Genomic DNA, 26,734 nt, shown 5'->3' with positions numbered 1-26,734 from the left:
TCAGGCTTAACCAAGGGCTTAGTGTTTTAATCTTGCCACTTGTAGCTTGTCACTTACAGCTAACATAAAAAAAAGGCCTACCCTTTATTTGGGTAGGCCTTTTTTACTAGAGACTATAGTCTAGGAACTAGCGACTATGACTTAGCCTTCAGCTTCCGCTGAGTCATCCTTAATCGACACCAACTCCACTTCAAAGATTAATGTTGCATTGGGGCCTATAGGGCCGCCTGTGCCGCCGGGGCCGTAGGCTAGGTCAGAGGGGATATACAGGTTCCACTTAGAGCCCACAGGCATTAGCTGCAGGGCTTCGGTCCAACCGGCAATCACGCCATTGACGGGGAAGCTAACGGTAGAGTTGCGCTTATAAGAACTATCAAACTCAGTGCCGTCGATTAAAGTACCGCGGTAATGAACCTCTACGGTATCGGTCTCACTGGGCTTGGCACCGCTGCCTTCAGTAATCACTGAGTACTGCAGGCCGCTATCCAAGGTAACGACACCCTCTTTAGTGGCATTTTCTGCTAAGAAAGCCTCGCCAGCTTGTTGATTCTGGTCAGCAATGGCAGCTTGCGCGGCTTGCTGTTTTTCCATTTGCTGCTGCTGGAAGGTCTGCATTTCAGCCATGACTTCTTCTTGCGTCATTAAACGCTCGCTGCCTTCTAGCGCATGCTTCATGCCTAGCGCAAACGCATCGGCATCAACTTCTATGCTCTCCTGTGCAATACGCTCACCCAGGCCTATGCCCATGCCGTAGCTCACCCGCTTGGCTGAGTCATCTAACTTAACCGTTTTATCTGCGGCTTGTTGGTTACAGCCCGCCAATGCTGCAGTTATTGCTGCAGCAACCAGTAAATTGCGTTTCATTGATATTCCTTTTAAGGCTTTAAAATAAAGATTGTTATTGTAGTCATTGCTAGTGCTATAAGTCTGTGAACAACTTCGTAAGTTCCCTGCACAGCAGCCGGGCTGCTATAAATTAGGCCAGCCCAAGCAAACAGCGTTGCAAAGCCCTATAGTACACGGCCCTAGTTTTAGCGCCAAGCTTGAAAAAAATCACTCACACCCCAGCTATAGGCTGACCTGCTACAAGGCTGAAATTAAAGGCTATACTGTCGCTTGTCGAAATTTTGTACTATACCATTGATAAGTAGTTGATATTTATCGTATAAAGCAATCTATGCCAATAATAATCAAAAGGGATTAACACCATGGCAAGTAAAGCAAAAAAGACGCCCAGCAAAGCCTCGGCCCTGAGCGTTGCCGAGCTTGAAAAACAACTCGCTAAAGCCCAAACCCAACTTAGCAAAGCGCGCGCGGCACTCTTAAAACAACAAACCACTACCGCTAAAAAGTCAGCTGCTGCGCTTAACAAAGCCAAAACTCAGCTAGCTGCCGCTATGAAGAAGCAAAAAGCAGCCAGCACCGCTAAGCAAAAAGCAGCTAGCAAGAGCGCTGTTGCTGCCGCTAAAAAACTCGTGAGCCGCTGCCAACAAACCGCTAGCGATGATAAAGCCAGCCTGGCCGCCACGAAAAACGATATCGCTCACGCCAAAGCCTTAGCGGCTGCTATTAAGCAAAGCTCTGCCAGCAAGGCCAAACCTGCCGCCAAGAAAAAGCCTGCAGCTAAAGCTAAACCTACTGCCAAAGCTAAGCCTAAAACCGCCGCTAAGGCCGCTAAAAGTAAAGCCGCCAGTAAAGCTGCAGCCGCCAAGCCTAAAGCTAAGGCAACTAAAACCACAACGACTAAAGCCAAAGCGCCCAAGCCCGCTAAGGCTAAACCCACCCGCCCGAAAAAGGCCACGGCTAAAAAAGCTGATACTAAACAGCCTGCTGCCAAAGCCGCGCCGGCAGCCAGCGCTATCGCCAAGCCCGAAGCTACAGCCCCAGCAGCAATAGCCACGCCTAAACAAGCGGAAATACCGACAGAACTACCCAGCTCTCAAGCTAGTTCTCAAGCTAGTTCTCAGCCTAGCCCGCAACCTAGCGCCACGGCGAATACACAACAGCCTGCCGCCCCTAAGCCTATAGCTACTCCCCAGCCCAAGCCGGTAGAAAAAAAGCCTAAAGAGAAAAAAACCGAGGATGACTCCCCGGTGATTAAAAGCTTATTTGATTTTTAACTGAGCTGTAACGATAAAACCCAGCAGCAAGTGCTGGCGCATAACTCAATTAGACGCGCTGGTTTGCTGCCGTATTCACAGCTGTTACTTCATGCTGGCTAAGCAGGCCTGTAAATTGCTGCACGATTTGGTCTAAGACTGTTTTGTCTGCCACGCAGCCACTTAAATAGGCTGCTACATTAGCGGGCAATAAATCCTGTTGTGCGGCGGCCAAGGGCAGTTGCCGCACATGCAAATACAAACGCTGCTGCTGTACCGCTTCGGCTTGCAACTCTAAGGCCTTAGCCTGTTGGTAAATATCTGCACTACTATTATGTTTTAAAAAACGCCGCGCCTCTCGCAGGGGTTGCACGCATTGTTGCTGCCACTGTTCAGACTCTGTTTGCAGGGTTTGCAGCAGGCTTGCAGTTAGCGGCTGACCTATAGAGGCTAACCACGCCGCACAGAGCAACATATTGATATCCACGCCATAATCATCCTGTAATTGCAGGCACAGCTCAGCTACAGCTGGCCGTCTATACACTGTTAATGAATACTGCCAAAAAGGGTTGTTATCCATACATCATCCTTGTGATTTCATTACTCTAGTCGCAACAGGCAAGGTATACTTCGCCGCCATGATAAAACTCGATTCAGTAAGCTTACAACGCGGCAGCAAGATATTGCTAGAGCAGGCTAGTGCGGTATTTCACACTGGTCACAAAAACGCCTTAATTGGCGGTAACGGCAGTGGCAAATCCAGCCTGTTCCAACTTATTTTAGGCCAACTCAGCAGCGATAGCGGCAGCGTTGCCATACCCAAGCAGTGGCGTATAGCGCATATGGCGCAGGAAGTCGCCACCAGCCAACGCCCAGCGCTAGACTATATTATTGATGGCGACAGCGAGCTGCGCCGCATAGAGCATGAGCTGCAACTAGCCGAGCGCAATGAGCAACACCAGCTTATCGCCAGCCTGCACGAACAGCTGGATAATATAGACGGCTACAACGCCAAAGTGCGAGCCGAACAATTACTGCTGGGGCTGGGCTTTAGCATTAGCGACACTCAAAAACCGGCCAATAGTTTTTCCGGCGGTTGGCGCATACGCCTCAACTTGGCCCAAGCCCTAATGAGCCCCTCTGATTTATTATTGTTGGACGAACCCACCAACCACTTAGACTTAGATGCTGAGCTGTGGCTGGAACAATGGCTGCAAAACTACGATGGCAGCCTGCTATTAATTTCTCACGACCGCGACTTTATAGACAGCGTATGTGACGGCATAGTCCACATAGAGCACCAGCAGCTCACCACCTATACTGGCAACTACTCCGCTTTTGAGCGCCAGCGCGCCGAACGGCTGGCCCAGCAACAAATTAATTATCAAAAACAACAACAGCGCATCAGCGAAATAAATGATTTTGTGCGCCGCTTTCGTGCCAAGGCTACCAAAGCGAAACAGGCGCAAAGCCGCTTAAAAGAATTATCGCGCATGGAAGCAATCGCTCCTGCGCATATAGACTCGCCCTTTGATTTTAGCTTTCCCAAGCCCGAGCGATTTTCCGATCCGTTACTCAATATTAGCCACGGCCAGCTGGGCTACGGCGACAGCATAATTATCGACCAGCTCAACCTCAGCATACACCCCGGCAGCCGCATAGGTTTGCTGGGCGCCAACGGTGCCGGTAAATCCACTTTAATTAAAACCTTGGCCACAGAGCTGACGCTGTTACAGGGCGAGCGCACCCAGGGTGAGCATTTGGCGCTGGGCTATTTTAGCCAGCACCAGCTAGAGGCCCTGGATTTAGATGCCAGCCCGGCCCTGCACTTGCAAAGGCTAGCCCCCAAGGCCCGCGAGCAAGAGATACGCAATTTTTTAGGGGGTTTTAATTTTCACGGCGACATGGCGGTAGAACCCATACGGCATTTCTCCGGTGGCGAAAAAGCACGCCTGGCCTTGGCCATAGTGGTATGGCAAAAACCCAATTTATTATTATTGGACGAGCCTACCAACCATTTAGATTTAGAAATGTGCCATGCCCTCACCGTTGCCTTGCAAGGTTTTGAAGGCGCAGTAGTGGTGATCTCTCACGACAGACATTTATTGCGTAACACCGTAGACCAGTTTTTATTAGTCGCCAATGGTAAAGCGCAAGCTTTTGACGACGACCTAGACGCCTATAGCCGCTGGATTATGGAACAGCGTAAAATCGCCAATAGCGAAAACAAAAACACCAGCAAAGCCAGCGAAACTGATAACAGCGCCAGTAATAAAAAAGAACAAAGACAACAAGCTGCCGAACAACGCAAAAAGCTAGCGCCTATTACCAACGCCATTAAAAATATTGAAAAAAATATGGCGCAATTAGAAACCAAACTCAGCCGCATAGAAGAGTCGCTGGCCGACAGCAGCCTATACGAGGACGACAACAAGGCAAACTTGCAGCGTTTACTCAAAGAGCAAGGCGAGCTGAAACTGGCTCACGAGCAAGCAGAAGAACAATGGTTTGAGCTTAATGATGAACTGGAGACGATTTCTAGTTCCTAGTTCCTAGTTCCTAGTTCCTTAATGATTGTCACTCCGGCGCAAGCCGGAGTCCAACCCTCGCCCCTATAACAGCACATAGCTTAAAACACAGCACTAATGCTATAGTAGTTGCCCTTTAATGCAGTGTTAATATTTTTTACTTAGCAGGGTTAAATGTGATTTCTAAATTACCTAAGTGGGTGGAATACGGCGCTTTCGTGCTCGCGCTCACTGCCGGCTGGGTCAACGCCGTGGGTTTGCTGGGGTTTAAACACCAAGCGATTTCACATTTATCCGGCACCGCCACCTTAGTGGGTGCAGGTCTGATTAATGGTTCACTAAGCGATGTATTTCATCTGCTAGCGGTGCTACTAAGTTTTTTATTAGGCGCCGTACTATCCGGACTATTACTTTCTGGTAACTCATTAAAACTGGGGCGCCACTATGGCACTTTATTATTTATAGAGGGCTGCCTATTACTGACCGCACTACTGTTATTACGACAAGGCTCGTATTACGGCCACTACCTAGCCTCATCAGCTTGCGGCTTACAAAACGCGCTCGCCACTACCTATAGCGGTGCGGTAGTAAGAACCACACATGTTACCGGCATCTTTACCGACTTGGGCATTATGATAGGCAGCGCAATCAAAGGGGGCGGCTTTGATAAAAGAAAGGCCATATTATTTTTATTAATTGTTAGCGGTTTTATCAGTGGTGGCACACTGGGCGCCGTCGCCTATGCGCATTATCAATTTTTAGCATTGTTAATACCCGCACTGATTTGCTTTTGCCTAGCACTTAGCTATCACAGCTACGCGAGTAAAACAGGCCACTAAGCCTGGCTACCCGGTTGTGATCTATACTCCATAAGCCAACAACAAAGCGGCGAGAATATTACAAGGACCCCCTATGATTTACCAAGGTAGCTGTCACTGCCAGGCTATACGCTTTGAGATCGAAGCTGACCAGCATTTAGAAGCGGATTACTGCAACTGCTCTATTTGCGCTAAATCTAATTACCTACATTTAATCCTGCCCCTCAATCGCTTTAAACTGCTTAGCGGCGAACAGGACCTCAGCACTTACACTTTTAACTCTGGCATAGCCAAACACACTTTTTGTCGCCACTGCGGCATCAAACCTTTTTACACGCCACGCTCCAACCCCGACGGCATAGACATCAATGTACACTGCCTGGACACCCGCCCAGTTTCTATCAACATTAGTAACTTTGATGGTCAAAACTGGGAGCAACATGCGCACACACTGGCCCATAAAAGCAAAACTCTATGAGCAAAAAAACCACAAATGGTAACGAACAAACCTCTGCACTATTGGCGCGTATCTTAGCCGAGCTGCCAGAAGACAATGTCAGTATAGAAACACTCATGGCGCCATTTCAGCGCCGCTCTTTTGGTGGTGTATTACTGCTGTTAGCCGCAGTTAGCTTAATACCGGGGGTATCGATTTTTTCCGGTTTGGCGATGGCAGTGATAGGCCTGCAAATGCTAGCCGGTTATACGACACCAGCCTTTCCGGTTTTTATTCGACGCTATCAAATTGATAGTGCCATGGTTCATCGCATAGGTGAAAAATGCTTAGGGCAAATCATTAAAATCGAAGCCTATATCAAACCCCGCGCCCTACAGTTGACTCAGCCGCCGGCACTCAACGTCTTAGGCGCTATTGTGTTTACGCTATGCCTGGTGATTATGTTACCGCTGCCTTTTAGCAATCTGCCGCCCGCTATTGCCATTATTATTATGGCCATGGGCTTACTGGAGCGCGATGGCCTGTTTATTATTATTAGCCTGGTCGCGGCCTTGCTTGCTTTAGCTATAGGTTATGTTATCGCCTCAGTCGCCATTGAAAGTCTGCTGTTGTTTTTCAATCAAGTTAGCCACTAATCCTTATTTTATTATTGCCAAAATCAACTAAGGTATAAGAGATATATACATACACTTGCAGGGAGTTGCTTGATGTTATTGCTACTGTTGTTTTTAGGTTTAATCTTAACCCTCATTTATTGGGGTATTAACCGCTATCTATGGATAGGTTTTTTTGTTGCCTGCGCACTGGCCTACAGCCTATGGTGGCCACAGGCTAGCTGGCTGGGCGCCGCTATGTTGTGGCTAATCGCCGCCGCTGCCGTTTTTATTTTAGGCCTGCCACAGTTACGCCGCCAATTTATTAGCCGCCCGGTTTTTTTATGGGCTGGCAAAATTTTACCCGAGCTATCCAGCACCGAACGCGAAGCCCTGGAGGCCGGCACAGTAGGCTGGGACGGTGAACTCTTTAGCGGCGACCCCGACTGGCAAAGTTTTTTAGACACCCCCAAACCCAGCCTTAGCAGCGAAGAACAGGCCTTTATAGACGGCCCCACCGAGCAGCTGTGCCAAATGCTAGACGACTGGCGCATTACCCACGAGCATAAAGATTTACCCGCCGAAGTCTGGACCTTTATTAAAGAGCAGGGCTTTTTGGGCATGATCATACCCAAATCTTACGGCGGCTTAGGCATGTCGGCCTTGGCCCACTCTACCGTGGTAATGAAAATCTCTACCCGCAGCATTACTGCCGCGGTCACTGTGATGGTACCCAACTCCTTAGGCCCCGCCGAATTATTAATGGTGTACGGCACCGATGAACAGCGCCAACATTATCTGCCTAGGCTGGCCTGTGGTGACGACATCCCCTGCTTTGGCTTGACCTCAACCCAAGCAGGCTCTGATGCTGGTGCCATTATTGACCAAGGCATAGTGTGCAAGCGCAGCTGGCAGGGGCAAGACGATGTACTGGGTTTATCGCTCACTTGGAGCAAGCGCTATATCACCTTAGCGCCGGTAGCTACAGTGTTAGGCTTGGCCTTTAAAGCCTATGACCCCGACAACCTACTGGGCGATGAGCCCGAGCTGGGAGTCACCTGCGCCCTTATCCCCACCGACTTACCCGGTGTTAATACCGGCAACCGTCACTGGCCTTTAGAAACCCCTTTTATGAATGGCCCCACCTCAGGCGAAGATGTGTTTATACCGCTGGATTACATTATCGGCGGCAGTAGCGGCATAGGTCGCGGCTGGTCTATGTTAATGAACTGCTTATCGGTAGGGCGCTCGGTATCATTGCCCGCCCTTAGCACCGGTGCCGGCAAACTAGCCTGTTTAACCACCGGCGCCTACAGCCGCATACGCGAGCAATTTAATTCCCCCATAGGTTATTTTGAAGGGGTAGAAGAGGCGCTGGCTCCCATAGCCGCACTCACCTATTTAATGGATAGTGCGCGCGTGCTCACGGTCAGCTTTGTAGACAATAAAGAGAAGCCCTCGGTACTGTCGGCGGTATTAAAATACCACAACACCGAAACCATGCGCCGCGTGGTAGACCACGCCATGGATATACACGGCGGCCGCGGTATTATTTGCGGGCCGCGTAATTATCTAGCCAATGCTTATAAATCGGTGCCGATTAGCATCACCGTAGAAGGCGCCAATATACTCACTCGCAACCTGATGATTTTTGGCCAGGGTTCTATACGCTGCCACCCCTACTTATTGCAAGAGATGCAGGCGATACAAAACGACAACCCCGAACTGGGGCTGATGGATTTTGACCAGGCTCTGTTCGCCCACCTAGGCCATGCCCTGCGTTTAAAAGTACGTAGTGTGTGGCTGGGTTTAAGCTGTGCTCGTTTCGTGTTTACACCTAAAAACAGCGTAGCGGCCACCAAGCCCTACTTTAAACAGCTCACCCGCTTATCTGCCGACTTTGCCTTTGTTAGCGACGTTACCCTGGCCTTATTAGGCGGCGAATTAAAATTTAAAGAGCGCACCTCGGCGAGATTAGGTGATGGCTTAAGTTATTTATACCTAGCCTCGGCCATATTAAAACGCTACCACGACGATGGCTGCCCGGCAGAAGATGAGCCCTTAATGCACTGGTCCATGCAGTATTGCATCTACCAATTGCAGCAGGCCTTATTTGCCACCCTGGCTAACTACCCGGTTAAATACTTGGGCGGCATGTTGCGCTTTGCCCTATTCCCCTATGGCCGCTGTTACTCCCTGCCCAGCGACAGTTTAGATAAACAGGCCGCGGCCATACTGCTAAGCCAAAGCGTCAGCCGCGACCGGCTGGTAGCAGGGGTATACCGCAACGAAGACCCCAACGACCCAGTGGGCCGCGTAGAAAATGCCTTCGCCCTAACCCTGGCCGCCGCCGCTGCCAGCAAAAAAATTAAGGCCGCTATCAAACAAGGCAAACTACACCCGCTTAACGACACGGCCACCTTGGCGCAACAAGCGGTAGCGGGCGAGATACTCTCCACCGAGGAGGCTGAGCTGTATACTCAAGCGCTGGCAGCCGTGGACGATGCCATACAGGTGGACGATTTTGAGAAAGATTTTTTTACTAAGGGCTAGTACCTCTACAACCAGAACTAGGAACTATAAACATTGAAATTCATCTACTAGTACCCATATAGTCTGCAACCGCCCTTATGGCGCTTAACTTTTAGACGAGAGCAAACATGCTAAGAATCGCTTTATTTTTACTCACCAACTTAGCCGTTATAGTGGTGGCATCTATTACCCTTAATCTTTTAGGGGTGGGGCATTATTTAGAAGCCAACGGCAACCTCAACCTCAACTCACTGCTAATTTTCTGCTTGGTGTTTGGTATGGCGGGTTCCATGGTATCGCTGCTGCTGTCCAAGTGGATGGCCAAGCGCGCTATGCGGGTACAGATTATTGAGCAACCCCGCACCCAAGAGGAAAAGTGGATTTACGACACCGTAGCTAGGCTGGCCAAAAAAGCCGGTATAGGTATGCCGGAAGTGGGTATATTCCACTCGCCACAATCCAATGCCTTTGCCACCGGCTGGAATAAAAACAACGCGCTGGTAGCGGTATCCACTGGCTTATTACAGCGCATGGGCCGCGATGAAGTTGAAGCGGTTATTGGCCATGAAATAGGCCACGTCGCCAATGGTGATATGGTTACGCTGGCGTTAATTCAAGGGGTGGTCAACGCCTTTGTGATGTTCTTTGCTCGCATCATCGGTCACTTTGTCGACCGCGTGCTACTTAAAAACGAACGCGGCTACGGCATAGGTTATTATGTTGCTACCATTGCTGCCGAAATTGTTTTAGCTATTTTAGCCTCGGTGGTAGTGGCTTGGTTTAGTCGCCGCCGCGAGTTTAGAGCCGACCAAGCTGGCGCGCACTTAGTTAGCCCCGCTGCCATGATTAGTGCCTTGGCCAGCTTAAAAGCCGAGTACGAACAGCCCAGTGAAATGACCGGCGAATTAGTGGCCTTTGGCATACGTGGTGAAGGTAAAATGAACTTTGCCGCACTGTTTGCCAGCCACCCGCCCTTAGATCAGCGCATTGCGGCGTTGCAGCAACAGCAATCCTACTAATCGCTTTTACTTTGTAAGCGCGCTATCGCCTGCTCTAGATGCTTTCTAGGGCAGGCAAAATTAATTCTAGTAAACTGCCCCCAACCAAAATCGCTGCCCGGCGAAGGCGCCAAGCCCTTAGCCATCATATACGCCTGCACATCCGACACCCCCAAACCACTGGCATCCACCCACGCTAAAAATGTCGCCGCCGCTGGCTGGTATTCAAAACCCGCTAACTGTGCAAACTGCTGCGCTAAATAATCGCGATTGCCGCGTAAATAATTCAGCTGCGCCTGATACCAATCATCGCACAGGGTAAACGCCGCCTCGGTAGCCAACACCCCCATATAATTGGCCCAGGGTACTATGCCCATAGCCGTTTTTTGAAAACGTAGTCGCTGTTTTTTATCGGGGATAATGGCAAAGGCCGAACTTAAACCCGCCACATTAAAGGTTTTATTGGCCGCCATAATGGTGATGCTTTGCTCACCTATATTGGGCAAACTGCCAGCGGGTATATGCTGCTCATCAGGATTAAGAATTAAGTCGCAATGAATTTCGTCTGAGCACAGGATGACATTATGCTTTAAACAAATACTTGCTATGCGTTGCAACTCTGCCGCGGTTAATACCGAACCGCAGGGGTTCATGGGATTACACAACAGTAATAAACGGCTGCGCGGATCGGCAGCCTGCCGCTCTAAATCATCCAAATCTAATTGCCAGCGCCCGGCCACATTCACCGTAGCGATAGGCGCTAATTCACGCTGGTTAATGCCTGGGGATAAACGCAGAGGCTTATAATTAGGCAACTGCACCAGCACTTTGTCACCGGGCTGAGAGTAAGCACAACAGGCCACATTAAAAGCCGACACCACCCCGGGCAACCACACTAGCCAGTCATCCTCTATGACCCAGCCATGCCTGCGCTGCAACCACGTTGTTACCGCCGCATTCGCTGAACGACTGGGCAAGTGATAACCATAAGTACCTTGAGCTACCGCTTGCTGCAACACATCAATGATAGGCTGGGCGCATTTAAAATCGGAGTCGGCCACCCACAGCGGCAATAAAGCTTCATCGTAGTGATTCCACTTCATAGCGCCGCTGCTTTTTCTATCGGGGCTGCGATCAAAATGTTCGGCTATTAAATCGCTCATAAGCTGTTAACTTTTAAACCTTTAATCTTTAATCTTTAATCCTTTAATAAACACCACACCGGCTACAATTTTCTAACTTTAAATTTACGTCCTTTAATTTTACCGTTGATTAAACGGCCCAAGGCTTTATCTGCTAGTTTGTTTTCTACCGCCACGTAGGCCACATAATCCAGCACATTAATTTTACCTACCGCCTTACCGTCTATACCGGCCTCACCGGTTAGCGCTCCTAAAATATCACCGGGACGCACTTTTTGTTTGCGGCCACCGGCTATGCACAGGGTGCTAACGCTGGGGCTAAGGTCGGCTAGTGTATCTGCTACCTGCTCTATTACTTCGAACTCTATTTCCCGTTGTTGGTAGTCGGCTATAGCATCGAGTTTATAGCGCTCGCTATCCACACATAGGCTTAGGGCGAAGCCCTCTTTACCAGCGCGGCCAGTGCGGCCTACACGATGTACATAAATAGCAGGGTCGCGGGGTAACTCGACATTAATCACCATAGGTAATTCATCTACATCCAAGCCTCTAGCGGCCACATCGGTGGCTACTAAAAAACGACAGCTTTGCTGTTTAAATTGTACAAACACTTGATCTCTATCGCGCTGTTCCATATCGCCATGCAGGGCTGCGGCACTCACGCCTCTGTCATTTAAATATTTGCACACATCGCGCACATATTGCTTGGTGTTGCAAAATAATATGGCGGAGTCGGGCGCATAGGCGTTGAGTAATTTATACACGGACTCGAAGCGCTGCGATTTTTCACAGAGATAAAACTGCTGCTCTATCACTGCATCATCGTGATGGCTTTCCACACTCACTCGTTGTGGCTGTTGTTGAAACTGGCGGCTTAAGGCCTCTATGTCGTCGGGATAGGTGGCGGAAAATAATAAGGTCTGACGCTGGCTGGGAGTTTGCGCGACTATACCTTGCAAATCTTCCATAAAGCCCATGTCCAGCATTCTATCGGCCTCATCCAATACCACGGTATTGACCCGTGAAATGTCTAAGGTTTTTTTACGCAGGTGATCTTTAATACGCCCCGGCGTACCCACAATAATATGCGCACCATGTTCTAAAGAACCAATTTGCGGGCCTATGGATTGGCCGCCACATAGGGTCACCACTTTAATATTTTGTTGGTAACGAGCGAGCTTGCGAATTTCATTCGCTACCTGCGTGCTGAGCTCGCGAGTGGGACACAGTATTAAGGCCTGCGCACCGAAATCACGCGGATTAATTTTTAATAATAAAGGGATGGCAAAAGCTGCAGTTTTACCACTGCCAGTTTTGGCTTGCGCAATTAAATCCTGCCCTGCTAGGGCGGGCGGCAACGCCGCCGCCTGTATATCGGTCATGTTGTGGTAAGCCATAGAGGCTAGGTTTTGCGTTAATGCTTCTGGCAAATTCAAGCTGGTGAATAATTGCGCGGCATTGGGGGAATGTTTCAAAGTTTACACCAGTCGTTAATTAGGCCATGGCCAATACGTTTTTGACACAGCTATGTATGCCTTTATAAGCCTCTAATACCGAGCCCGCCAACATATAGGCCGGGGTAGTGACCAATTTGTTTTTGCTGTCGACTATGCTGTGCTCTACACCACAATCTACATGCTCAGCGCCCATGCTGGTAATAGCGGCTGCCACTTCGGCATCGTGACCTATGGTGCATTTAACGCCCTCACCAAAAATCGCTGCCGACATAGTAGGCGCAATGCAGATTAAGCCTACCGGCTTATTAGCCGCCCGCATGGCCTGCGCCAGCTTAAGTAAATCAGCCTGCACCGTTAGCGCTGCACCTTTAACCGCAAAGTCCGATAAATTTTTTGCTGCGCCAAAACCGCCGGGTACCACTAATGCGTCGTAGTCTGCCGCATTGGCTGTGCTTAAAGGCTTAATCTCGCCGCGAGCTATGCGCGCCGCCTCTACTAATACATTACGGCTCTCGCCCTCACTTACCTCGCCAGTGAGATGATTAACCACATGCATTTGCTCTACATCCGGGGCATAGCATTGATAGCTAGCGCCTTCTTGCTCTAGGCTAAGCAGGGTCAATACTGCCTCATTGATTTCACTACCGTCATAAACGCCACAACCGGCTAAAACTACGGCTACTTTTTTCATAGTGTTTCCTTTTTACTGTCTTACTCATATTTAATTGTTGTTAACGGCCCTACACCCTATAACGCTACTACAGCGCCGCGCTAACAATTGCTGCTCAAAGCTGAGCCCGCGAAACAGCGCCAGTATACCAGCGCAATGCCAATACCGTTGCTGACATTAGCTCAAACTGCCAAAAATCAGCCAGCAGCCAGTAAATAATCATGTCAAATCAATGACTAACACTACCAGAATAAATCATCCCTGCTACACTCGGTGAAGTGCTAAGCCGCGATTTATAAACGCCATCACAGGCAAACCTAAAACTATACCGAACCGCCAATGCTAAGAAACCTCGTTAACAATTTAAAAAACCCCATAGCCACCAAGCTACTACTTATTACTTTAGGCTGCGGCCTTATAGTAGCGGCCATAGGCATTAGCTTTCAGATCTACCTCAACTACCGCAGCGATCTTAGCAACATTGAACAACGTATAGATCAAATCCGCATCAGCACCCTGCCCAGTATCGCCAAAAGCCTGTGGAGTTTTGATGAAGAGCAGCTCACCGTACAGGTAAAGGGCATTTTAGATGTAGAAGACGTGATTAAGGTTGCTATTACCTGGAACGACTGGAACAACAGCGCCAAAACCCGTGAGCATCAACGCGATAATATCAGCACCGAAGAATACCAGCGCTTGGCGGAAAATGCCTATGTCACCACCCACCCCCTGGTGTACCAAGACAGCGACACCGAAGTCCAACAGCTGGGCACCATCGAGATCACCACTTCGCTCACCGGGGTATACCAGCGCCTGTGGCAGCAGGCGACCTTTACCGCCATGATGCAAAGCTTGGATATTATCGTGTTAACCACGATTATTTTATTAGCCATCCGGCGCTACCTGATTCGCCACCTCAACCAAATCACCCACTATACCAGCACCCTCAACCTCGATGACCTAGGTAACCCACTGGTATTAAAAGATAAAAAACTACGCACCACCCCCGATGAGATAGACAAGGTGGTGAACTCCATTAATCAAATGCGCAACACCCTGTTGCAAGATATAGAACAGCGCCGCCGAGTAGAAAACGATTTATTAAAAGAAAAAGACGCCAAGCTGCAATCGCAACGCGAAGCCCATATAGCGGCGGCTGCCAGCCAAGCAAAAAGCCAATTCTTAGCCACTATGAGCCACGAAATACGCACCCCCATGAACGGCGTCATAGGCATGGTAGAGCTATTGCAAGACACCAACCTAACGGAAACCCAAAAACATTATCTGGATATTATTTATCGCTCGGGTGAAACCTTAATTGAGATTATTAACGACATACTCGACTATTCCAAAATTGAAGCCGGTAAAATGACCATAGAGCAAACCAGCTTTAACCTTGAGGAATTAGCCGAAGACTGCATCCAGCTGTTTGGCGCTACCGCCAGCAAAAGCAACCTGGATTTAATCGGCAGCGTTAGCCCCACCACGCCGTTGCGGCTCAAGGGTGATCCTACGCGGTTGCGACAAATACTGATTAACTTACTGGGCAATGCCTTTAAGTTTACCCGCGAGGGCCATATAGCTCTAGAAATCCAGCGTGAAAAGAACAGCCCTATAGACCGCCCCATTATTCGTTTTTCGGTGAAGGATACCGGCATAGGCATTAACCCAGAAATGCTGCCCCACCTGTTCGACTCCTTTAATCAGGCCGACAACTCCACCACCCGCAAATACGGTGGCACGGGTTTGGGCTTAGCCATTTGCAAACAACTGGCCGAGCTGATGGGTGGCCAGATAGGCGTAGAAAGTACAGTGGATCAGGGCTCTACGTTTTGGTTTAGCGCTCAGTTTAGCCTGTGCGACGATGTTGCCGACTCCCCCTCACACGACATTACTATCAGCACCGCCCTAACCGCTAAGCGCCTGCTAATCGTGGAAGATAACGAGTATTTCTGCGAGGTCATGTATCACCACAGCTTAAGCTGGGGCATGAACACCCATACCCTAGCCTTAGGGGCCGACGCGGTTAACATGCTTAGCAAGGCCGCAGCTAATAACAAACCCTATGACTTTATTGTGCTAGACCTGATTTTGCCGGATATTAGCGGCCTAGAATTGGCCAGCCAAATACGAGCAGTAGCTGCACTCAAGGACACGCCTATCTTTATTGTTACCGCCAGTGATGAGGCTATTTCAGAGCAGCAACTCAAAGAGCTCAATATATATAAAGTGATACGCAAGCCTATTACCCCGTCTACGCTTAAACTGTGTTTAGCGCAGAGCTTGGGTAAAGTCCCCGCCATGCACGACTACAGCCGTTTTGACCGCAAGCTCAGCGTCATCGCCGGCACCCGCGTACTGGCCGCCGAAGACAATGCCGTTAACCGCATAGTCATTAAGGGCTTACTCAGTAAGTTTGGGGTAGAGCCCGTATTTGTAGAAAACGGCAAGCAAGCGGTAGACCTGATCTGCCAGCCTGAACAGGCTTTTGACATCATTTTTATGGATTGCGACATGCCTATCATGGATGGCTTTGAAGCCGCCCGCCGCATACGCAAATTTGAAGCAACCCATCATCTAGAGCCCTGCCGCATAGTGGCGCTAACCGCCCACGCACTGCAGGAGCATCGCCGCGAGGTCAGCCAGGCGGGTATGGATGATTATCTAGCCAAGCCCGTTAACCTAGCCGATTTGGCGCGCGCCTTTAAACGCGCCAAGCTACTCTCGTCTGGCTAGCTGACAAGGCTAGCCCAGCACTCTTAGGCCAAAGCCTATAGCCGCTAAGCTGTCGCTTTCCTGCGCCAGTTCAGCGGCAGTAAGCGGCTTGTCGGCCAGCCAGCCTTCGGGGAAAGCCAGTAATAGGCCATCACCTCCCACCGGCGTCACCTCAAACTGCGGCAATACCTCTACCGGGTCCAAGTGTTTGAGCAGTATGGTTAAGCGCAAAATCACCGCCACGCAGCGCAGCCGCCGCTTACTGTCAGCAGGCCAGTCCAGTTTGGCGTATATATTGGCAGGGAATTTACGTCTGTGGGCACGCACCAACAAAGCTAAGCCCTCTTGCTCACCCCTAGAGAACCCAGCCAAATCGGCATGGCGTATCAGGTACTCGCCATGCTTATGAAAATGACTATGGGATACCGCCAAACCAATCTCATGCAGCCGCGCCGCCCACACTAATAAGCGGCGATCGGGGTGGGCTTGCAGCGCCCATCCCTCTGAGACCTTGTCAAAAATACTAAGGGCAAACTCCTCTATAGCCTTAGCGCGGCTGGTGTCTACATCGTAACGCCGCTCCAGTGCCTGCACACTGTGTTCCCTCACATCAACATGCTCTAAACGGCCCAGCTGGTCGTACAATACACCTTCTCTCAGGGCCCCATCCGACAAGCTCATGCGCTCTATATTCAGGGCATCGAACAGGGCCATAGTGATGGCTAAGCCCGAGGCAAACACTTGCCGTCTATCTTCTTTTAAACCCTGAAAGGACACCGCATCTAAATGCTCAAAGGTGAGCAGCATCTCTAATAGCGGCACCAGATTTTCGTGGTCTATACCACTTTTAGAAAACTCATACTTTATCAGCACCTGCTCTATGGCCAGCAAGGTGCCCGAAGCGCCTATACACTTTTGCCAGCGCCCCAGATATTGGCCGCGCACATTCAGCACCTCTCTATAGGCGGCATTGTAAGCCTCTTGAAAGCCCTCACGGGTGATTTGCCCCTGCGGGAAATACTGCAAATAGGAAACACAGCCCATATGCAGGCTTTCCGTAAGCTGGGGCTGAAAACGCTCGCCCACGATTATCTCAGTACTGCCGCCGCCTATGTCTATGACTAAGCGCTTGTCGGCATCATCAGCCAAACTATGCGCCACCCCCAAATACACTAATCTCGCTTCTTCCCTGCCGGCTATAGTCTCTATGGCGCAGCCTAAAATCGCCTCTGCGGGCTCTATAAACTCACGCGCATTTTTAGCCGCGCGCACCGCATTGGTGGCTACAGCCCGCAGCGATAACTGTGGCCAGGCATCCAAGCGCTGCCTTAAACGCCGCAAACAAGCCAAGCCACGCGCCATGGCATCCGGGCTTAATTGCCCAGCCTCCATGCCCGCCGCTAGTTGCACCTTTTCACCTATGCGCTCTATGGGCCGTAACTCACCTTGGTGGCACCTAGCTATAATCATGTGAAAGCTATTGGAACCTATATCGATAGCAGCGAATAAGGCACCGTTGTTTGTATAATTATTTTTCATAACGATAGATTCTAGAGCACTTAGCCCATTATTACTGCTTTCTAGCACTAATCAGCGCAATTAATTGGGTTTCGATATTCACAGTAACAGTGCTAAGATGAGCTCCTTTTTTACCAGTCCTTATTTTGTTAACTGATTTTTATTAATGGAGATATCCATGAGCGACAACATCATCCACGTAACTGACGCCAGCTTTGAGGCCGATGTCCTGAACTCTGACTTGCCTGTACTTGTCGACTTTTGGGCAGAATGGTGTGGCCCCTGTAAAATGATCGCTCCTGTATTAGAAGAAATCGCCGGTGATTATGCAGGCAAGCTGAAAATCTGCAAAATCGATGTTGATGCCAACAAAGAGACTGCACCTAAATTTGGTATACGCGGCATACCCACGTTAATCATCTTCAAAAATGGCGCAGCCGAAGCCACTAAAGTAGGGGCGCTCTCTAAAGCTCAACTGACTGAGTTCATCGACGCTGCCATCTAAGCCTATACCGCTCACCAGCCCCTAGCCGCGTACCAACCATAAAAAAACGCAAATGGGGCTGGACGCTTTGTAAATTCAGTGTTAGATTGAAACGTAGCTGCATGTCCTGTGGCTATTTCACCAATCTTATCTAAGAATCAGAATTATAAACTCCAAAACATTCAGGTATGACGCGCCCGCGTCCATCATTTGATGTTTCTATTCCATTCATCACAAATACAATCTTATGAACTTAACCGACCTAAAAACCAAACCTACCCAAGAACTATTGGATATCGCCAAAGAGATTGGCCTAGACAACATCGCCCGCTCTCGCAAACAAGACATTATTTTCTCCATATTAAAGCGTCACGCTAAAAGCGGAGAGGACATTTACGGCGACGGCGTATTAGAAATCCTCCAAGATGGCTTTGGCTTCTTACGTTCAGCAGATTGTTCATATTTAGCAGGGCCTGATGATATTTATGTATCGCCCAGCCAGATACGCCGCTTTAACCTACGCACCGGCGACACTATTTCTGGCAAGATACGCCCCCCTAAAGACGGTGAACGCTATTTTGCCCTACTCAAGGTTAACGACGTTAACTACACCGAGCCCGGCAAATCCAAGAACAAAGTCTTATTTGAAAACCTTACCCCCCTCTTCCCCAACGAACGCATGCGCCTTGAAGCCGGTAACGGCTCCACCGAAGATTTAACCGGCCGCATCATCGATTTAACTGCCCCCATAGGTAAAGGCGCGCGCGGTTTAATCGTGGCACCACCCAAGGCGGGTAAAACCTTAATGATGCAAAACATGGCGCAGAGCATAGTGCGCAATAATCCCGAGTGTTATGTCATCGTCTTGTTAATCGACGAGCGCCCGGAAGAAGTCACCGACATGCAGCGCTCGGTACTACAGGCCGAGGTAGTTGCCTCAACCTTTGACGAGCCACCCACCCGCCATGTGCAAGTAGCCGAAATGGTTATAGAAAAAGCCAAGCGCTTGGTAGAACACAAAAAAGACGTGGTAATTTTATTAGACTCTATTACCCGCCTAGCCCGTGCCTACAACACCATCATCCCTTCATCGGGCAAAGTGTTAACCGGCGGTGTAGACGCTCACGCCCTAGAACGCCCCAAGCGTTTTTTTGGTGCCGCGCGTAATATAGAAGAGGGCGGCAGCCTGACTATCATCGCCACCGCCCTAGTAGACACCGGTTCAAAAATGGACGAGGTGATCTACGAAGAGTTTAAAGGCACCGGCAATATGGAGTTGCATCTAGACCGCAAGATAGCCGAAAAACGTGTTTACCCCGCCATCAATATTCGTCGCTCAGGCACCCGCCGCGAAGAACTATTAACTGGTGAAGAAGAGCTACAGCGCATGTGGATACTGCGCAAACTCTTACACGGCATGGAAGACACTCCCGCCATAGAGTTTCTGTTAGATCGTTTAAAAGACACCAAAACCAACGACGAATTCTTCCTGTCCATGAAGCGTAAATAATTACAGTCACTAGCCGCTAGTCACTAGTCGCCAGTGCTACATCTAGTGACTGGCGACTGGCGACCTCTAGAGACTGTCCCGCATGAAATATAAAGATCTTCGCGACTTTATAAACTCCCTAGAACAACAAGGCGAGCTGGTTCGCATTAGCGAAGCCGTAGACCCTCATTTAGAAATGACCGAAATCTGCGACCGTGTTTTACGCAAGGGCGGCCCCGCAATTTTGTTTGAAAACCCCAAAGGTTTTAACACCCCAGTGCTGGCCAATTTATTTGGCACCGAGCATCGTGTCGCCTTGGGCATGGGTCAGGAAAGCATTAGCAAACTGCGTGAAGTCGGTGAGCTGCTGGCCTATTTGCGCCAACCTGACCCACCCAAGGGCTTAAAAGATGCCTGGGATAAAATGCCTGTATTAAAACAGGTGTTAAATATGGCCCCCAAAGAACTGAGCAACGCCTCCTGCCAATACCATGTTAAAGAAGGCGAGGCTGTGGACTTGGGTGAACTGCCCATACAAACCTGCTGGCCCGGTGATGCCGGCCCCTTGATTACCTGGCCCTTAGTGGTCACCCGCGGCCCTGAAAAAGAACGCCAAAACCTAGGCATTTATCGCATGCAGGTGATCGCCAAAAATAAATTAATTATGCGCTGGCTATCCCATCGCGGCGGTGCTTTAGACTTTCAAGAATTTAAGGCCAAAAACCCCGGTAAAAATTATCCCGTTTCTGTCGCCCTAGGTGCTGACCCCGCCACTATTTTAGGTGCCGTCACCCCAGTGCCTGACAGCCTTAGCGAATATGCTTTTGCCGGTTTATTACGCGGCAGCAAAACCGAAGTGGTTAAATCGATTAGCAATGATTTACAGGTACCCGCCAGCGCCGAGTTTATTTTAGAGGGCTATATCGCGCCCGACGAAATGGCCGACGAAGGTCCCTTTGGGGACCACACCGGCTACTACAATGAGGTCGATAGTTTTCCAGTAATGACGGTGACCCATATTACCCACCGCGAAGACCCGATTTATCACAGCACTTACACCGGCAGGCCACCCGATGAGCCTGCTATTTTAGGGCTGGCCTTAAACGAAGTGTTTATCCCTATTTTGAAAAAACAATTTCCAGAAATTGTGGATTTTTATTTACCCCCCGAAGGCTGCTCTTACCGCTTAGCGGTAGTGACCATGAAGAAACAATATGCCGGCCACGCCAAGCGAGTGATGATGGGCGTGTGGTCTTTCCTGCGTCAGTTTATGTATACCAAGTTTGTAATCGTCACCGACGACGATGTTAATGCCCGCGACTGGAATGACGTAATCTGGGCCATGACCACGCGCATGGACCCCAAACGCGACTGCATGTTTGTGGAAGATTCCCCCATAGACTATTTAGATTTTGCCTCACCAGTTTCAGGCCTAGGCTCAAAAATAGGTATGGATGCCACCAACAAATGGCCAGGCGAAACAACTCGCGAATGGGGTACACCCATTGCTATGAGTGACGAAGTAAAACAACGCGTCGATGAACTCTGGGAGACCCTAGGCCTCTAGCCCTAATCTCTTTTCCCCTAGCGACTAGAGACTACCCACTAGCGACTTACCACCATGCTAACCCTGCCGCCACTATCTCTATACATACACATACCTTGGTGTGTACGTAAGTGCCCCTACTGTGATTTTAATTCGCACACTAGCGAGCAAGCGCTACCCGAAGAGCGCTATGTTGACGCACTGTTAGCTGATTTAGATTTTCAATTAGCTTATGTACAAGGCCGCGATTTGCATTCCATTTTTATAGGCGGCGGCACCCCCAGTTTATTTTCGGCCAAAGCGATAGCACGGATACTGCAAGGGGTAGAACAGCGGATACCCTTTAGCCGCGATATAGAAATTACCCTAGAGGCCAACCCCGGCACTTTTGAACAAGAAAAATTTGCCGGTTATAGAGCCGCTGGTGTTAATCGTCTTTCTATAGGTGTACAAAGTTTTAATCAGCAGCATTTAAAAAACCTGGGCCGTATACACGATGGCGAAGAAGCGCTATTAGCTGCTTCAAGGGCACAAGCTGCAGGCTTTGATAATTTTAATATTGATTTAATGCACGGTCTTAGCAAACAAACCGCCGAGCAGGCACTGCAAGACTTACAACAGGCGATAGATTTAGGGGCGCCCCATATATCCTGGTATCAACTCACCATAGAGCCCAACACCGCATTTTATAAATCCCCCCCTATCATCCCCAATGACGATCAATTAGCCGATATACAACAGGCAGGTGAGAGCCTGTTAGCACAACAGGGTTTTCAACATTACGAAGTCTCGGCCTTTAGCCAACAGGGCCGACACTCTAGGCATAACACGAACTACTGGCAGTTTGGTGACTACCTGGGCATAGGGGCAGGTGCCCATGGCAAAATTACCCAGTTAGCCCAACAGCATATTAAGCGCCAGTGGCAAACTCGCAGCCCCGCTGATTATTTGAGTAAACAAAACGACTATAGCGCGGGCTCGCGCCTACTCAGCGCCGAAGAACTACCCTTAGAATTTATTATGAACGCCCTGCGCCTGCACCAGGGTTTTAGTATTGCTTTATTTCAACAGCGTACCAGCTTAGATTTTGAAGCTATAGCCGCAACCATCAATACCTTAAGCCACAAGCAATTATTACAACGCAGCGGCGACAGCATCGCCACCACCGCTTTAGGGCGCCGCTTCTTAAACGATGTGCTGGCGGCTTTTTAATACCCCATAAGCTGTAGCCCACCCCCTGAGCTATGCTAAAATAGCTCTCTTTTTTTGATCACCACCTCGAGGCCCGCTATGCCGAAATATCGCTCTAAAACCTCTACCAGTGGCCGTAATATGGCCGGTGCCCGTGCCTTATGGCGTGCTACCGGTATGAAAGACGACGATTTTCATAAACCCATTATTGCCGTTGCTAACTCCTTTACCCAATTTGTCCCCGGCCACGTACATCTTAAGGACATGGGTCAGTTAGTCGCCCGCGAAATTGAGAAGGCTGGCGGTGTTGCCAAAGAATTCAACACCATAGCGGTGGATGATGGCATCGCCATGGGCCACGACGGCATGCTCTACAGCCTGCCCTCACGGGATATTATTGCCGATAGCGTTGAGTATATGGTTAATGCTCACTGCGCTGATGCGCTGGTCTGCATATCCAACTGCGATAAGATCACCCCCGGAATGCTAATGGCAGCCATGCGCCTCAATATTCCTGTAGTTTTTGTCACTGGCGGCCCTATGGAAGCCGGTAAAACCAAGCTAGCCGACCAAAAACTAGACCTGGTTGACGCCATGGTGATAGCAGTAGATGACAGCGCCAGCGATGAGAAAGTCGCCGAATACGAGCGCAGCGCCTGCCCTACCTGCGGTTCTTGCTCAGGTATGTTTACCGCCAACTCTATGAACTGCTTAGCTGAAGCTTTAGGCTTGGCCCTACCCGGCAACGGCACCGTAGTAGCGACTCACTCTGACCGCGAACAATTATTTAAACGTGGTGGCCACCTGATTGTTGAGCTAGCCAAGCGCTATTATGAACAAGATGACGAGAGCGTATTACCGAGAAACATAGGTAATTTTAAAGCCTTCGAAAACTGCATCACCTTAGATATCTGCATGGGTGGCTCCACCAATACCATCTTGCATTTACTGGCCATCGCCCAAGAAGCCGAGATCGACTTCACCATGGACGATATAGACCGCCTCTCGAAAACCGTACCGCAGCTGTGTAAAGTTGCCCCCAACACCCCGGAATACCACATCGAAGATGTGCATCGCGCTGGCGGCATTATGGCCATACTAGGGGAGCTGGACAGAGCCGGTGTACTACACACTGACTTACCAACGGTACACAGTGCCACCATGGCCGAGGCCTTGGAGCAGTGGGATATTATGCGCAACCCCAGCGAGGCGGTACGCACCTTCTACAAAGCTGGCCCCGCAGGCATACCCACCCAAACAGCATTTAGCCAGTCTACTCGCTGGCCTAGCTTAGATACCGATCGCGCCAGAGGCTGTATACGCTCTATAGATCACGCCTTTAGCTTAGAAGGTGGTTTAGCCGTACTAAAAGGCAATATCGCTGTAGACGGCTGCGTAGTTAAAACTGCAGGTGTTGATGAATCTATACTGGTTTTTGAAGGCACCGCCCACGTCACTGAATCACAAGATGAAGCCGTACAGAATATTTTGGATGATAAGGTGAAAGCCGGCGATATCGTTATTGTGCGCTATGAAGGCCCTAAAGGCGGCCCCGGCATGCAGGAAATGCTATACCCCACCTCTTACATTAAATCCAAGGGCTTGGGCAAAGCTTGTGCGCTACTCACCGATGGCCGATTCTCTGGCGGCACCTCGGGCCTATCTATAGGCCACGCCTCGCCAGAAGCCGCCGCAGGTGGTGCTATAGGCCTAGTTCGTAACGGCGATAAAATTCTTATCGACATCCCTAACCGTAGCATCAATGTGTTAGTGAGCGATGAAGAGTTAGCCGCTCGCAGAGTAGAGCAAGACGCCCTAGGCTGGAAGCCTGCCAAAGAGCGTCCCCGCAAAGTCAGCGCAGCCCTTAAGGCCTACGCCTTACTGGCCACCAGCGCCGACAAAGGTGCCGTTAGAGACTTATCTATGTTGGATTAAGCCTGCTATGCAACAGCTGTAACTAGCGAAACCTCTTCAAAAAAACCAAGCCTATGGCTTGGTTTTTTTGTCTTTAAACTTTCTTCTTACAACGTATTTCTTGTAGCTTGTAGCTAAAAATTGGCAAAAAAAAAGGCAGCTCTCAAAGCTGCCTTTTCGCCAAAATGTATTTATCAACCTTCTAACAAACTCTTTTGACGCTCTATTTCTTTTTCCATGTAATCCAACCACTGACCAGCAGTCTCAGTAGAGCGCTTGTCTTTGCCCGCTTCGCCAAAAGCTTTGCGTGCCGAGTTGTAATCTTTCATGTTGAAGTAAGCCATACCTAAAGCCAAATTAGCTTGATCAGGACGCTTAACACCACCCTTTTTCAAACCTGCTTTAATCGCTTCAGCAGCTTCTTTAAAGCTATCATTATTTAAGTACAAAGTACCTAAACGCGTCCATAGCTCGCCCTTATCAGATTTTTCAGCAGCTTGAGCCATAACAGGAATTGCTTTATCTAACTCCTGTGATGCGCGCCACGCATTACCTAATAATTCCAAGTTTTTGGAAGTTGCTTTAATTTGCTTAGCTTTAATACCTTTGTCCATAACCTTAGCGGCTTTGTAAGGTACTTCGCTGGCTAAGAAGATATAAGCCATACGCGTTAAGTCTTGCTCACTTTCAAACAAATTCTGTACATACGCTGTTTCATAAGCAGCTAACTGCTTACTTAACATTTCTTTCTCACCATACATGGCTGAAAGCTGCGCCCAGTATTGCTTTTTAGGATAGTGAACTAGCATCTCTTTAAGAATGCTAATAACTTTATCGTAGTCTTTCTTCTCTTGGTACAAGAAGCGCTGCAAGCCATACCAGTTTTCTTTAGGTACCTTGCCTTTCTCTTTGTACATGCCTATAGCTTTGTCGACATTCTTAATAGAACTGTCGTACTCTTTCATTTGGTACTGGCCTTGTGCTAATAGCACATAAGCGTTAGCGCCTATAGTATTAGGATCTGAAGCCTTGAACCAAGTCTTCAACATCTCTACACCTTTGCTATATTCTTCTATAGCGAAATACATTTGTGCGGCACTATATCTAGCTGCAAGCTTGGTACCTTCAGGTGCTTTTTCTAAGGTTATGATTTGCTTATAGGCCTTGATGGCATCCGTAAGCTTATCCTGGTTATAGAAAATAAAAGCTTCAAGGTTTAAAGTTGTTGATAGCTCGGCGTCGTTAAGTGGCTTGCTGCCACCTTTAACTTCAGCGATTAGCTGATGCGCGCCGTCATAATCCTTAGCATCAATTAACTCTTGCACTTCTTGTAGCTTTTTATAAACCTTCTGGTTCATTGCTTGCGTACGCTTCGCTTTACGCTGATCACCACTTTTTTCTTCTTCAGCATAGGCAGAGCCTATGGCCATATCATTAAAAAGAGGGGCAACAACGCTGGGCAGTACGGCTTGAATTGCGAGTACCGGCATGCTGATAGCAGCTGCACAGGTCCATCGCTTGATTGTTTTCATCTGTAAAACATTCATTATCAAATGACCCGTAGTTATTGATCAAGCTCGTAGATAAAGCGGTTTTGAACGCCAGGTACTTCGATGGGCTCGCCATCTAATACACGCGGCTTGTACTTAAATTTCAATGCTGCTTTCACAGAAGTACGTTCAAAATAGCCCGCAGGTTCACAATCGACAGGTACTACGTCTTTTGTTGCGCCGGTAGTTGTTACGGTGTATTCAACAATACAGTAACCGGTTATACCACGGCTATTCGCTCTACGAGGATACATGGGTGCCACTTTAAAGATCGGCAAATATTCACCATCAGCACCACCAAAGCCTGAACCTATATCAATCTCTAATGAAGCGGTGGGCGTCATATTAACCGCATCAGGGCTAATATCCACATCGCTAACATCGGGTTGATCCATTTCAGGTGGCGGCTCTTCAGGGTCAGCCGGCTTGGGCGGCTTGACTTCAGCCAAGTTCACGTCGATCTCTACTTCGGGCATCGTGATGTCAGCAATACGTTGGATTTTTGATTCATCCAACGATTTATCTGCCATTTCGATTAACGTTGGCATGATGACAAATAGGACTGCTGTTACAACAAAACCTAATGCCGTGCCAATTAGTAAACGTGCGTAATTCATACTTTAGTCATCTTCTGTGGCTAGCGACACATCGAATACACCCGCAGCGCGAGCAGAATCGATAACAGAGGTTACAGTTTCGGTTGTTGAAGCTAAATCAGCTTGAACTACCACTGCCCCTTTCGGGTTCTCTGCGTGCATACGTTCGATAACGGAACGAACAGAGCGCTTATCTACACGACGCTTGTCTATCCATATTTCGTTGGTAGCACTTACCGCAACAAGAATATTTACATTCTCTTTTTTGCTAGCTGTCGATGCTTCTGGACGATTAACTTCTATGCCTGCTTCTTTAATGAACGAAGCCGTCACGATGAAGAAAATCAGCATGATGAATACAACGTCCAGCATTGGCGTTAAATCAATTTCTGAGGCGTTATCTTCACCGCCTCTTCTATTATTTCTGCGCATGTTGA

General features: G+C 49.1%; 22 protein-coding genes. 13 read left to right on the top strand and 9 right to left on the bottom strand.

Features of this window, described 5'->3' with window-relative positions; translation table 11 throughout:
• Positions 1–141: 141 nt before the first annotated feature.
• Positions 142–864: an FKBP-type peptidyl-prolyl cis-trans isomerase gene (locus tag NO559_RS05525; RefSeq protein WP_258330800.1), complete on the bottom strand. Its 723-nt coding sequence runs from the start codon at positions 862–864 to the stop codon at positions 142–144.
• Between the two features lie 344 nt (positions 865–1,208).
• On the opposite strand from NO559_RS05525, the gene NO559_RS05520 reads away from it, so the two are divergent.
• Entirely contained in the window at positions 1,209–2,120 is a 912-nt protein-coding gene (locus NO559_RS05520) for a hypothetical protein (protein ID WP_258330799.1), read from the top strand.
• 49 nt (positions 2,121–2,169) lie between these two features.
• On the opposite strand, the gene NO559_RS05515 is transcribed toward NO559_RS05520, so the two are convergent.
• On the bottom strand, positions 2,170–2,679 hold the full coding sequence (locus tag NO559_RS05515) for a TIGR02444 family protein (protein ID WP_258330798.1): 510 nt from the start codon (positions 2,677–2,679) through the stop codon (positions 2,170–2,172).
• Positions 2,680–2,737: 58 nt separating this feature from the next.
• Between NO559_RS05515 and NO559_RS05510 the strand changes: the two genes are divergently transcribed.
• The 6 genes from NO559_RS05510 to htpX all read left to right on the top strand — a co-directional run bounded on the left by NO559_RS05510 (position 2,738) and on the right by htpX (position 10,046).
• A complete protein-coding gene (locus tag NO559_RS05510) occupies positions 2,738–4,648 on the top strand; it encodes an ATP-binding cassette domain-containing protein (protein WP_258330797.1) in 1,911 nt (636 codons plus the stop codon).
• 155 nt (positions 4,649–4,803) lie between these two features.
• The gene (locus tag NO559_RS05505) at positions 4,804–5,466 is read left to right on the top strand and encodes a YoaK family protein (protein ID WP_258330796.1); all 663 of its coding nucleotides are present in this window, start codon (positions 4,804–4,806) and stop codon (positions 5,464–5,466) included.
• Between the two features lie 73 nt (positions 5,467–5,539).
• Positions 5,540–5,923, top strand: coding sequence for a GFA family protein (locus tag NO559_RS05500; protein ID WP_258330795.1), 384 nt, complete (start codon positions 5,540–5,542; stop codon positions 5,921–5,923).
• Complete coding sequence (locus tag NO559_RS05495; RefSeq protein ID WP_258330794.1) at positions 5,920–6,537, top strand: exopolysaccharide biosynthesis protein; 618 nt, start codon at positions 5,920–5,922, stop codon at positions 6,535–6,537. Before NO559_RS05500 ends, NO559_RS05495 begins: the two co-directional genes overlap by 4 nt.
• 72 nt (positions 6,538–6,609) lie before the next feature.
• Positions 6,610–9,048, top strand: coding sequence for an acyl-CoA dehydrogenase (locus tag NO559_RS05490; protein ID WP_258330793.1), 2,439 nt, complete (start codon positions 6,610–6,612; stop codon positions 9,046–9,048).
• A gap of 107 nt (positions 9,049–9,155) precedes the next feature.
• Positions 9,156–10,046 (top strand): protease HtpX, encoded by an 891-nt coding sequence (htpX, locus tag NO559_RS05485; RefSeq protein WP_258330792.1) that lies wholly within the window; start codon positions 9,156–9,158, stop codon positions 10,044–10,046.
• Here the strand turns inward: htpX and NO559_RS05480 are convergent.
• From NO559_RS05480 to elbB, 3 genes are all read right to left on the bottom strand, one after another.
• The gene (locus tag NO559_RS05480) at positions 10,043–11,188 is read right to left on the bottom strand and encodes a MalY/PatB family protein (RefSeq protein ID WP_258330791.1); all 1,146 of its coding nucleotides are present in this window, start codon (positions 11,186–11,188) and stop codon (positions 10,043–10,045) included. The two genes, htpX and NO559_RS05480, sit on opposite strands and share 4 nt — an antisense overlap.
• 62 nt (positions 11,189–11,250) lie before the next feature.
• Positions 11,251–12,642: an ATP-dependent RNA helicase DbpA gene (dbpA, locus tag NO559_RS05475; protein WP_258330790.1), complete on the bottom strand. Its 1,392-nt coding sequence runs from the start codon at positions 12,640–12,642 to the stop codon at positions 11,251–11,253.
• Between the two features lie 19 nt (positions 12,643–12,661).
• Complete coding sequence (gene elbB / locus NO559_RS05470; protein WP_258330789.1) at positions 12,662–13,315, bottom strand: isoprenoid biosynthesis glyoxalase ElbB; 654 nt, start codon at positions 13,313–13,315, stop codon at positions 12,662–12,664.
• Between the two features lie 318 nt (positions 13,316–13,633).
• On the opposite strand from elbB, the gene NO559_RS05465 reads away from it, so the two are divergent.
• Complete coding sequence (locus NO559_RS05465; protein WP_258330788.1) at positions 13,634–16,030, top strand: response regulator; 2,397 nt, start codon at positions 13,634–13,636, stop codon at positions 16,028–16,030.
• A 9-nt stretch (positions 16,031–16,039) separates the two neighbouring features.
• Here the strand turns inward: NO559_RS05465 and NO559_RS05460 are convergent, their stop codons facing one another.
• On the bottom strand, positions 16,040–17,548 hold the full coding sequence (locus NO559_RS05460; RefSeq protein ID WP_258330787.1) for a Ppx/GppA phosphatase family protein: 1,509 nt from the start codon (positions 17,546–17,548) through the stop codon (positions 16,040–16,042).
• Positions 17,549–17,705: 157 nt separating this feature from the next.
• On the opposite strand from NO559_RS05460, the gene trxA reads away from it, so the two are divergent.
• From trxA to ilvD, 5 genes are all read left to right on the top strand, one after another.
• Positions 17,706–18,032 (top strand): thioredoxin TrxA, encoded by a 327-nt coding sequence (gene trxA / locus NO559_RS05455; RefSeq protein WP_258330786.1) that lies wholly within the window; start codon positions 17,706–17,708, stop codon positions 18,030–18,032.
• A 226-nt stretch (positions 18,033–18,258) separates the two neighbouring features.
• Entirely contained in the window at positions 18,259–19,521 is a 1,263-nt protein-coding gene (gene rho, locus NO559_RS05450; RefSeq protein WP_258330785.1) for a transcription termination factor Rho, read from the top strand.
• An 82-nt stretch (positions 19,522–19,603) separates the two neighbouring features.
• Positions 19,604–21,067: a 4-hydroxy-3-polyprenylbenzoate decarboxylase gene (gene ubiD / locus NO559_RS05445; protein ID WP_258330784.1), complete on the top strand. Its 1,464-nt coding sequence runs from the start codon at positions 19,604–19,606 to the stop codon at positions 21,065–21,067.
• Between the two features lie 54 nt (positions 21,068–21,121).
• Positions 21,122–22,258, top strand: a complete 1,137-nt coding sequence (gene hemW / locus NO559_RS05440) for a radical SAM family heme chaperone HemW (protein ID WP_258330783.1) — start codon at positions 21,122–21,124, stop codon at positions 22,256–22,258.
• 78 nt (positions 22,259–22,336) lie between these two features.
• Entirely contained in the window at positions 22,337–24,172 is a 1,836-nt protein-coding gene (gene ilvD / locus NO559_RS05435; protein ID WP_258330782.1) for a dihydroxy-acid dehydratase, read from the top strand.
• Between the two features lie 173 nt (positions 24,173–24,345).
• Here the strand turns inward: ilvD and NO559_RS05430 are convergent, their stop codons facing one another.
• Genes NO559_RS05430 through NO559_RS05420 form a run of 3 tightly spaced genes read right to left on the bottom strand, consistent with a single transcriptional unit; the run spans position 24,346 to position 26,729 of the window.
• Positions 24,346–25,698: a lipopolysaccharide assembly protein LapB gene (locus tag NO559_RS05430; RefSeq protein ID WP_258330781.1), complete on the bottom strand. Its 1,353-nt coding sequence runs from the start codon at positions 25,696–25,698 to the stop codon at positions 24,346–24,348.
• A gap of 17 nt (positions 25,699–25,715) precedes the next feature.
• Entirely contained in the window at positions 25,716–26,318 is a 603-nt protein-coding gene (locus NO559_RS05425; protein WP_258330780.1) for an energy transducer TonB, read from the bottom strand.
• 3 nt (positions 26,319–26,321) lie between these two features.
• Positions 26,322–26,729: a biopolymer transporter ExbD gene (locus NO559_RS05420; RefSeq protein ID WP_258330779.1), complete on the bottom strand. Its 408-nt coding sequence runs from the start codon at positions 26,727–26,729 to the stop codon at positions 26,322–26,324.
• Between the last annotated feature and the right edge of the window lie 5 nt (positions 26,730–26,734).

Origin of the sequence: Dasania sp. GY-MA-18, assembly GCF_024734385.1 — a bacterium.
GTDB lineage: Bacteria > Pseudomonadota > Gammaproteobacteria > Pseudomonadales > Dasaniaceae > Dasania > Dasania phycosphaerae.
The sequence above is the reverse complement of the archived record's forward strand: the minus strand, read 5'-3'. Positions and strand labels throughout refer to the sequence as shown.

Coding starts and splice junctions, on each gene's coding strand:
- NO559_RS05500 (WP_258330795.1), top strand. CDS start 5,540: ATGATTTACCAAGGTAGCTGTCACTGCCAGGCTATACGCTTTGAGATC.
- NO559_RS05525 (WP_258330800.1), bottom strand. CDS start 864: ATGAAACGCAATTTACTGGTTGCTGCAGCAATAACTGCAGCATTGGCG.
- hemW (WP_258330783.1), top strand. CDS start 21,122: ATGCTAACCCTGCCGCCACTATCTCTATACATACACATACCTTGGTGT.
- htpX (WP_258330792.1), top strand. CDS start 9,156: ATGCTAAGAATCGCTTTATTTTTACTCACCAACTTAGCCGTTATAGTG.
- NO559_RS05425 (WP_258330780.1), bottom strand. CDS start 26,318: ATGAATTACGCACGTTTACTAATTGGCACGGCATTAGGTTTTGTTGTA.
- NO559_RS05510 (WP_258330797.1), top strand. CDS start 2,738: ATGATAAAACTCGATTCAGTAAGCTTACAACGCGGCAGCAAGATATTG.
- ubiD (WP_258330784.1), top strand. CDS start 19,604: ATGAAATATAAAGATCTTCGCGACTTTATAAACTCCCTAGAACAACAA.
- NO559_RS05490 (WP_258330793.1), top strand. CDS start 6,610: ATGTTATTGCTACTGTTGTTTTTAGGTTTAATCTTAACCCTCATTTAT.
- NO559_RS05460 (WP_258330787.1), bottom strand. CDS start 17,548: ATGAAAAATAATTATACAAACAACGGTGCCTTATTCGCTGCTATCGAT.
- ilvD (WP_258330782.1), top strand. CDS start 22,337: ATGCCGAAATATCGCTCTAAAACCTCTACCAGTGGCCGTAATATGGCC.
- NO559_RS05520 (WP_258330799.1), top strand. CDS start 1,209: ATGGCAAGTAAAGCAAAAAAGACGCCCAGCAAAGCCTCGGCCCTGAGC.
- NO559_RS05515 (WP_258330798.1), bottom strand. CDS start 2,679: ATGGATAACAACCCTTTTTGGCAGTATTCATTAACAGTGTATAGACGG.
- rho (WP_258330785.1), top strand. CDS start 18,259: ATGAACTTAACCGACCTAAAAACCAAACCTACCCAAGAACTATTGGAT.
- NO559_RS05430 (WP_258330781.1), bottom strand. CDS start 25,698: ATGAATGTTTTACAGATGAAAACAATCAAGCGATGGACCTGTGCAGCT.
- NO559_RS05495 (WP_258330794.1), top strand. CDS start 5,920: ATGAGCAAAAAAACCACAAATGGTAACGAACAAACCTCTGCACTATTG.
- trxA (WP_258330786.1), top strand. CDS start 17,706: ATGAGCGACAACATCATCCACGTAACTGACGCCAGCTTTGAGGCCGAT.
- NO559_RS05480 (WP_258330791.1), bottom strand. CDS start 11,188: ATGAGCGATTTAATAGCCGAACATTTTGATCGCAGCCCCGATAGAAAA.
- elbB (WP_258330789.1), bottom strand. CDS start 13,315: ATGAAAAAAGTAGCCGTAGTTTTAGCCGGTTGTGGCGTTTATGACGGT.
- NO559_RS05465 (WP_258330788.1), top strand. CDS start 13,634: ATGCTAAGAAACCTCGTTAACAATTTAAAAAACCCCATAGCCACCAAG.
- NO559_RS05420 (WP_258330779.1), bottom strand. CDS start 26,729: ATGCGCAGAAATAATAGAAGAGGCGGTGAAGATAACGCCTCAGAAATT.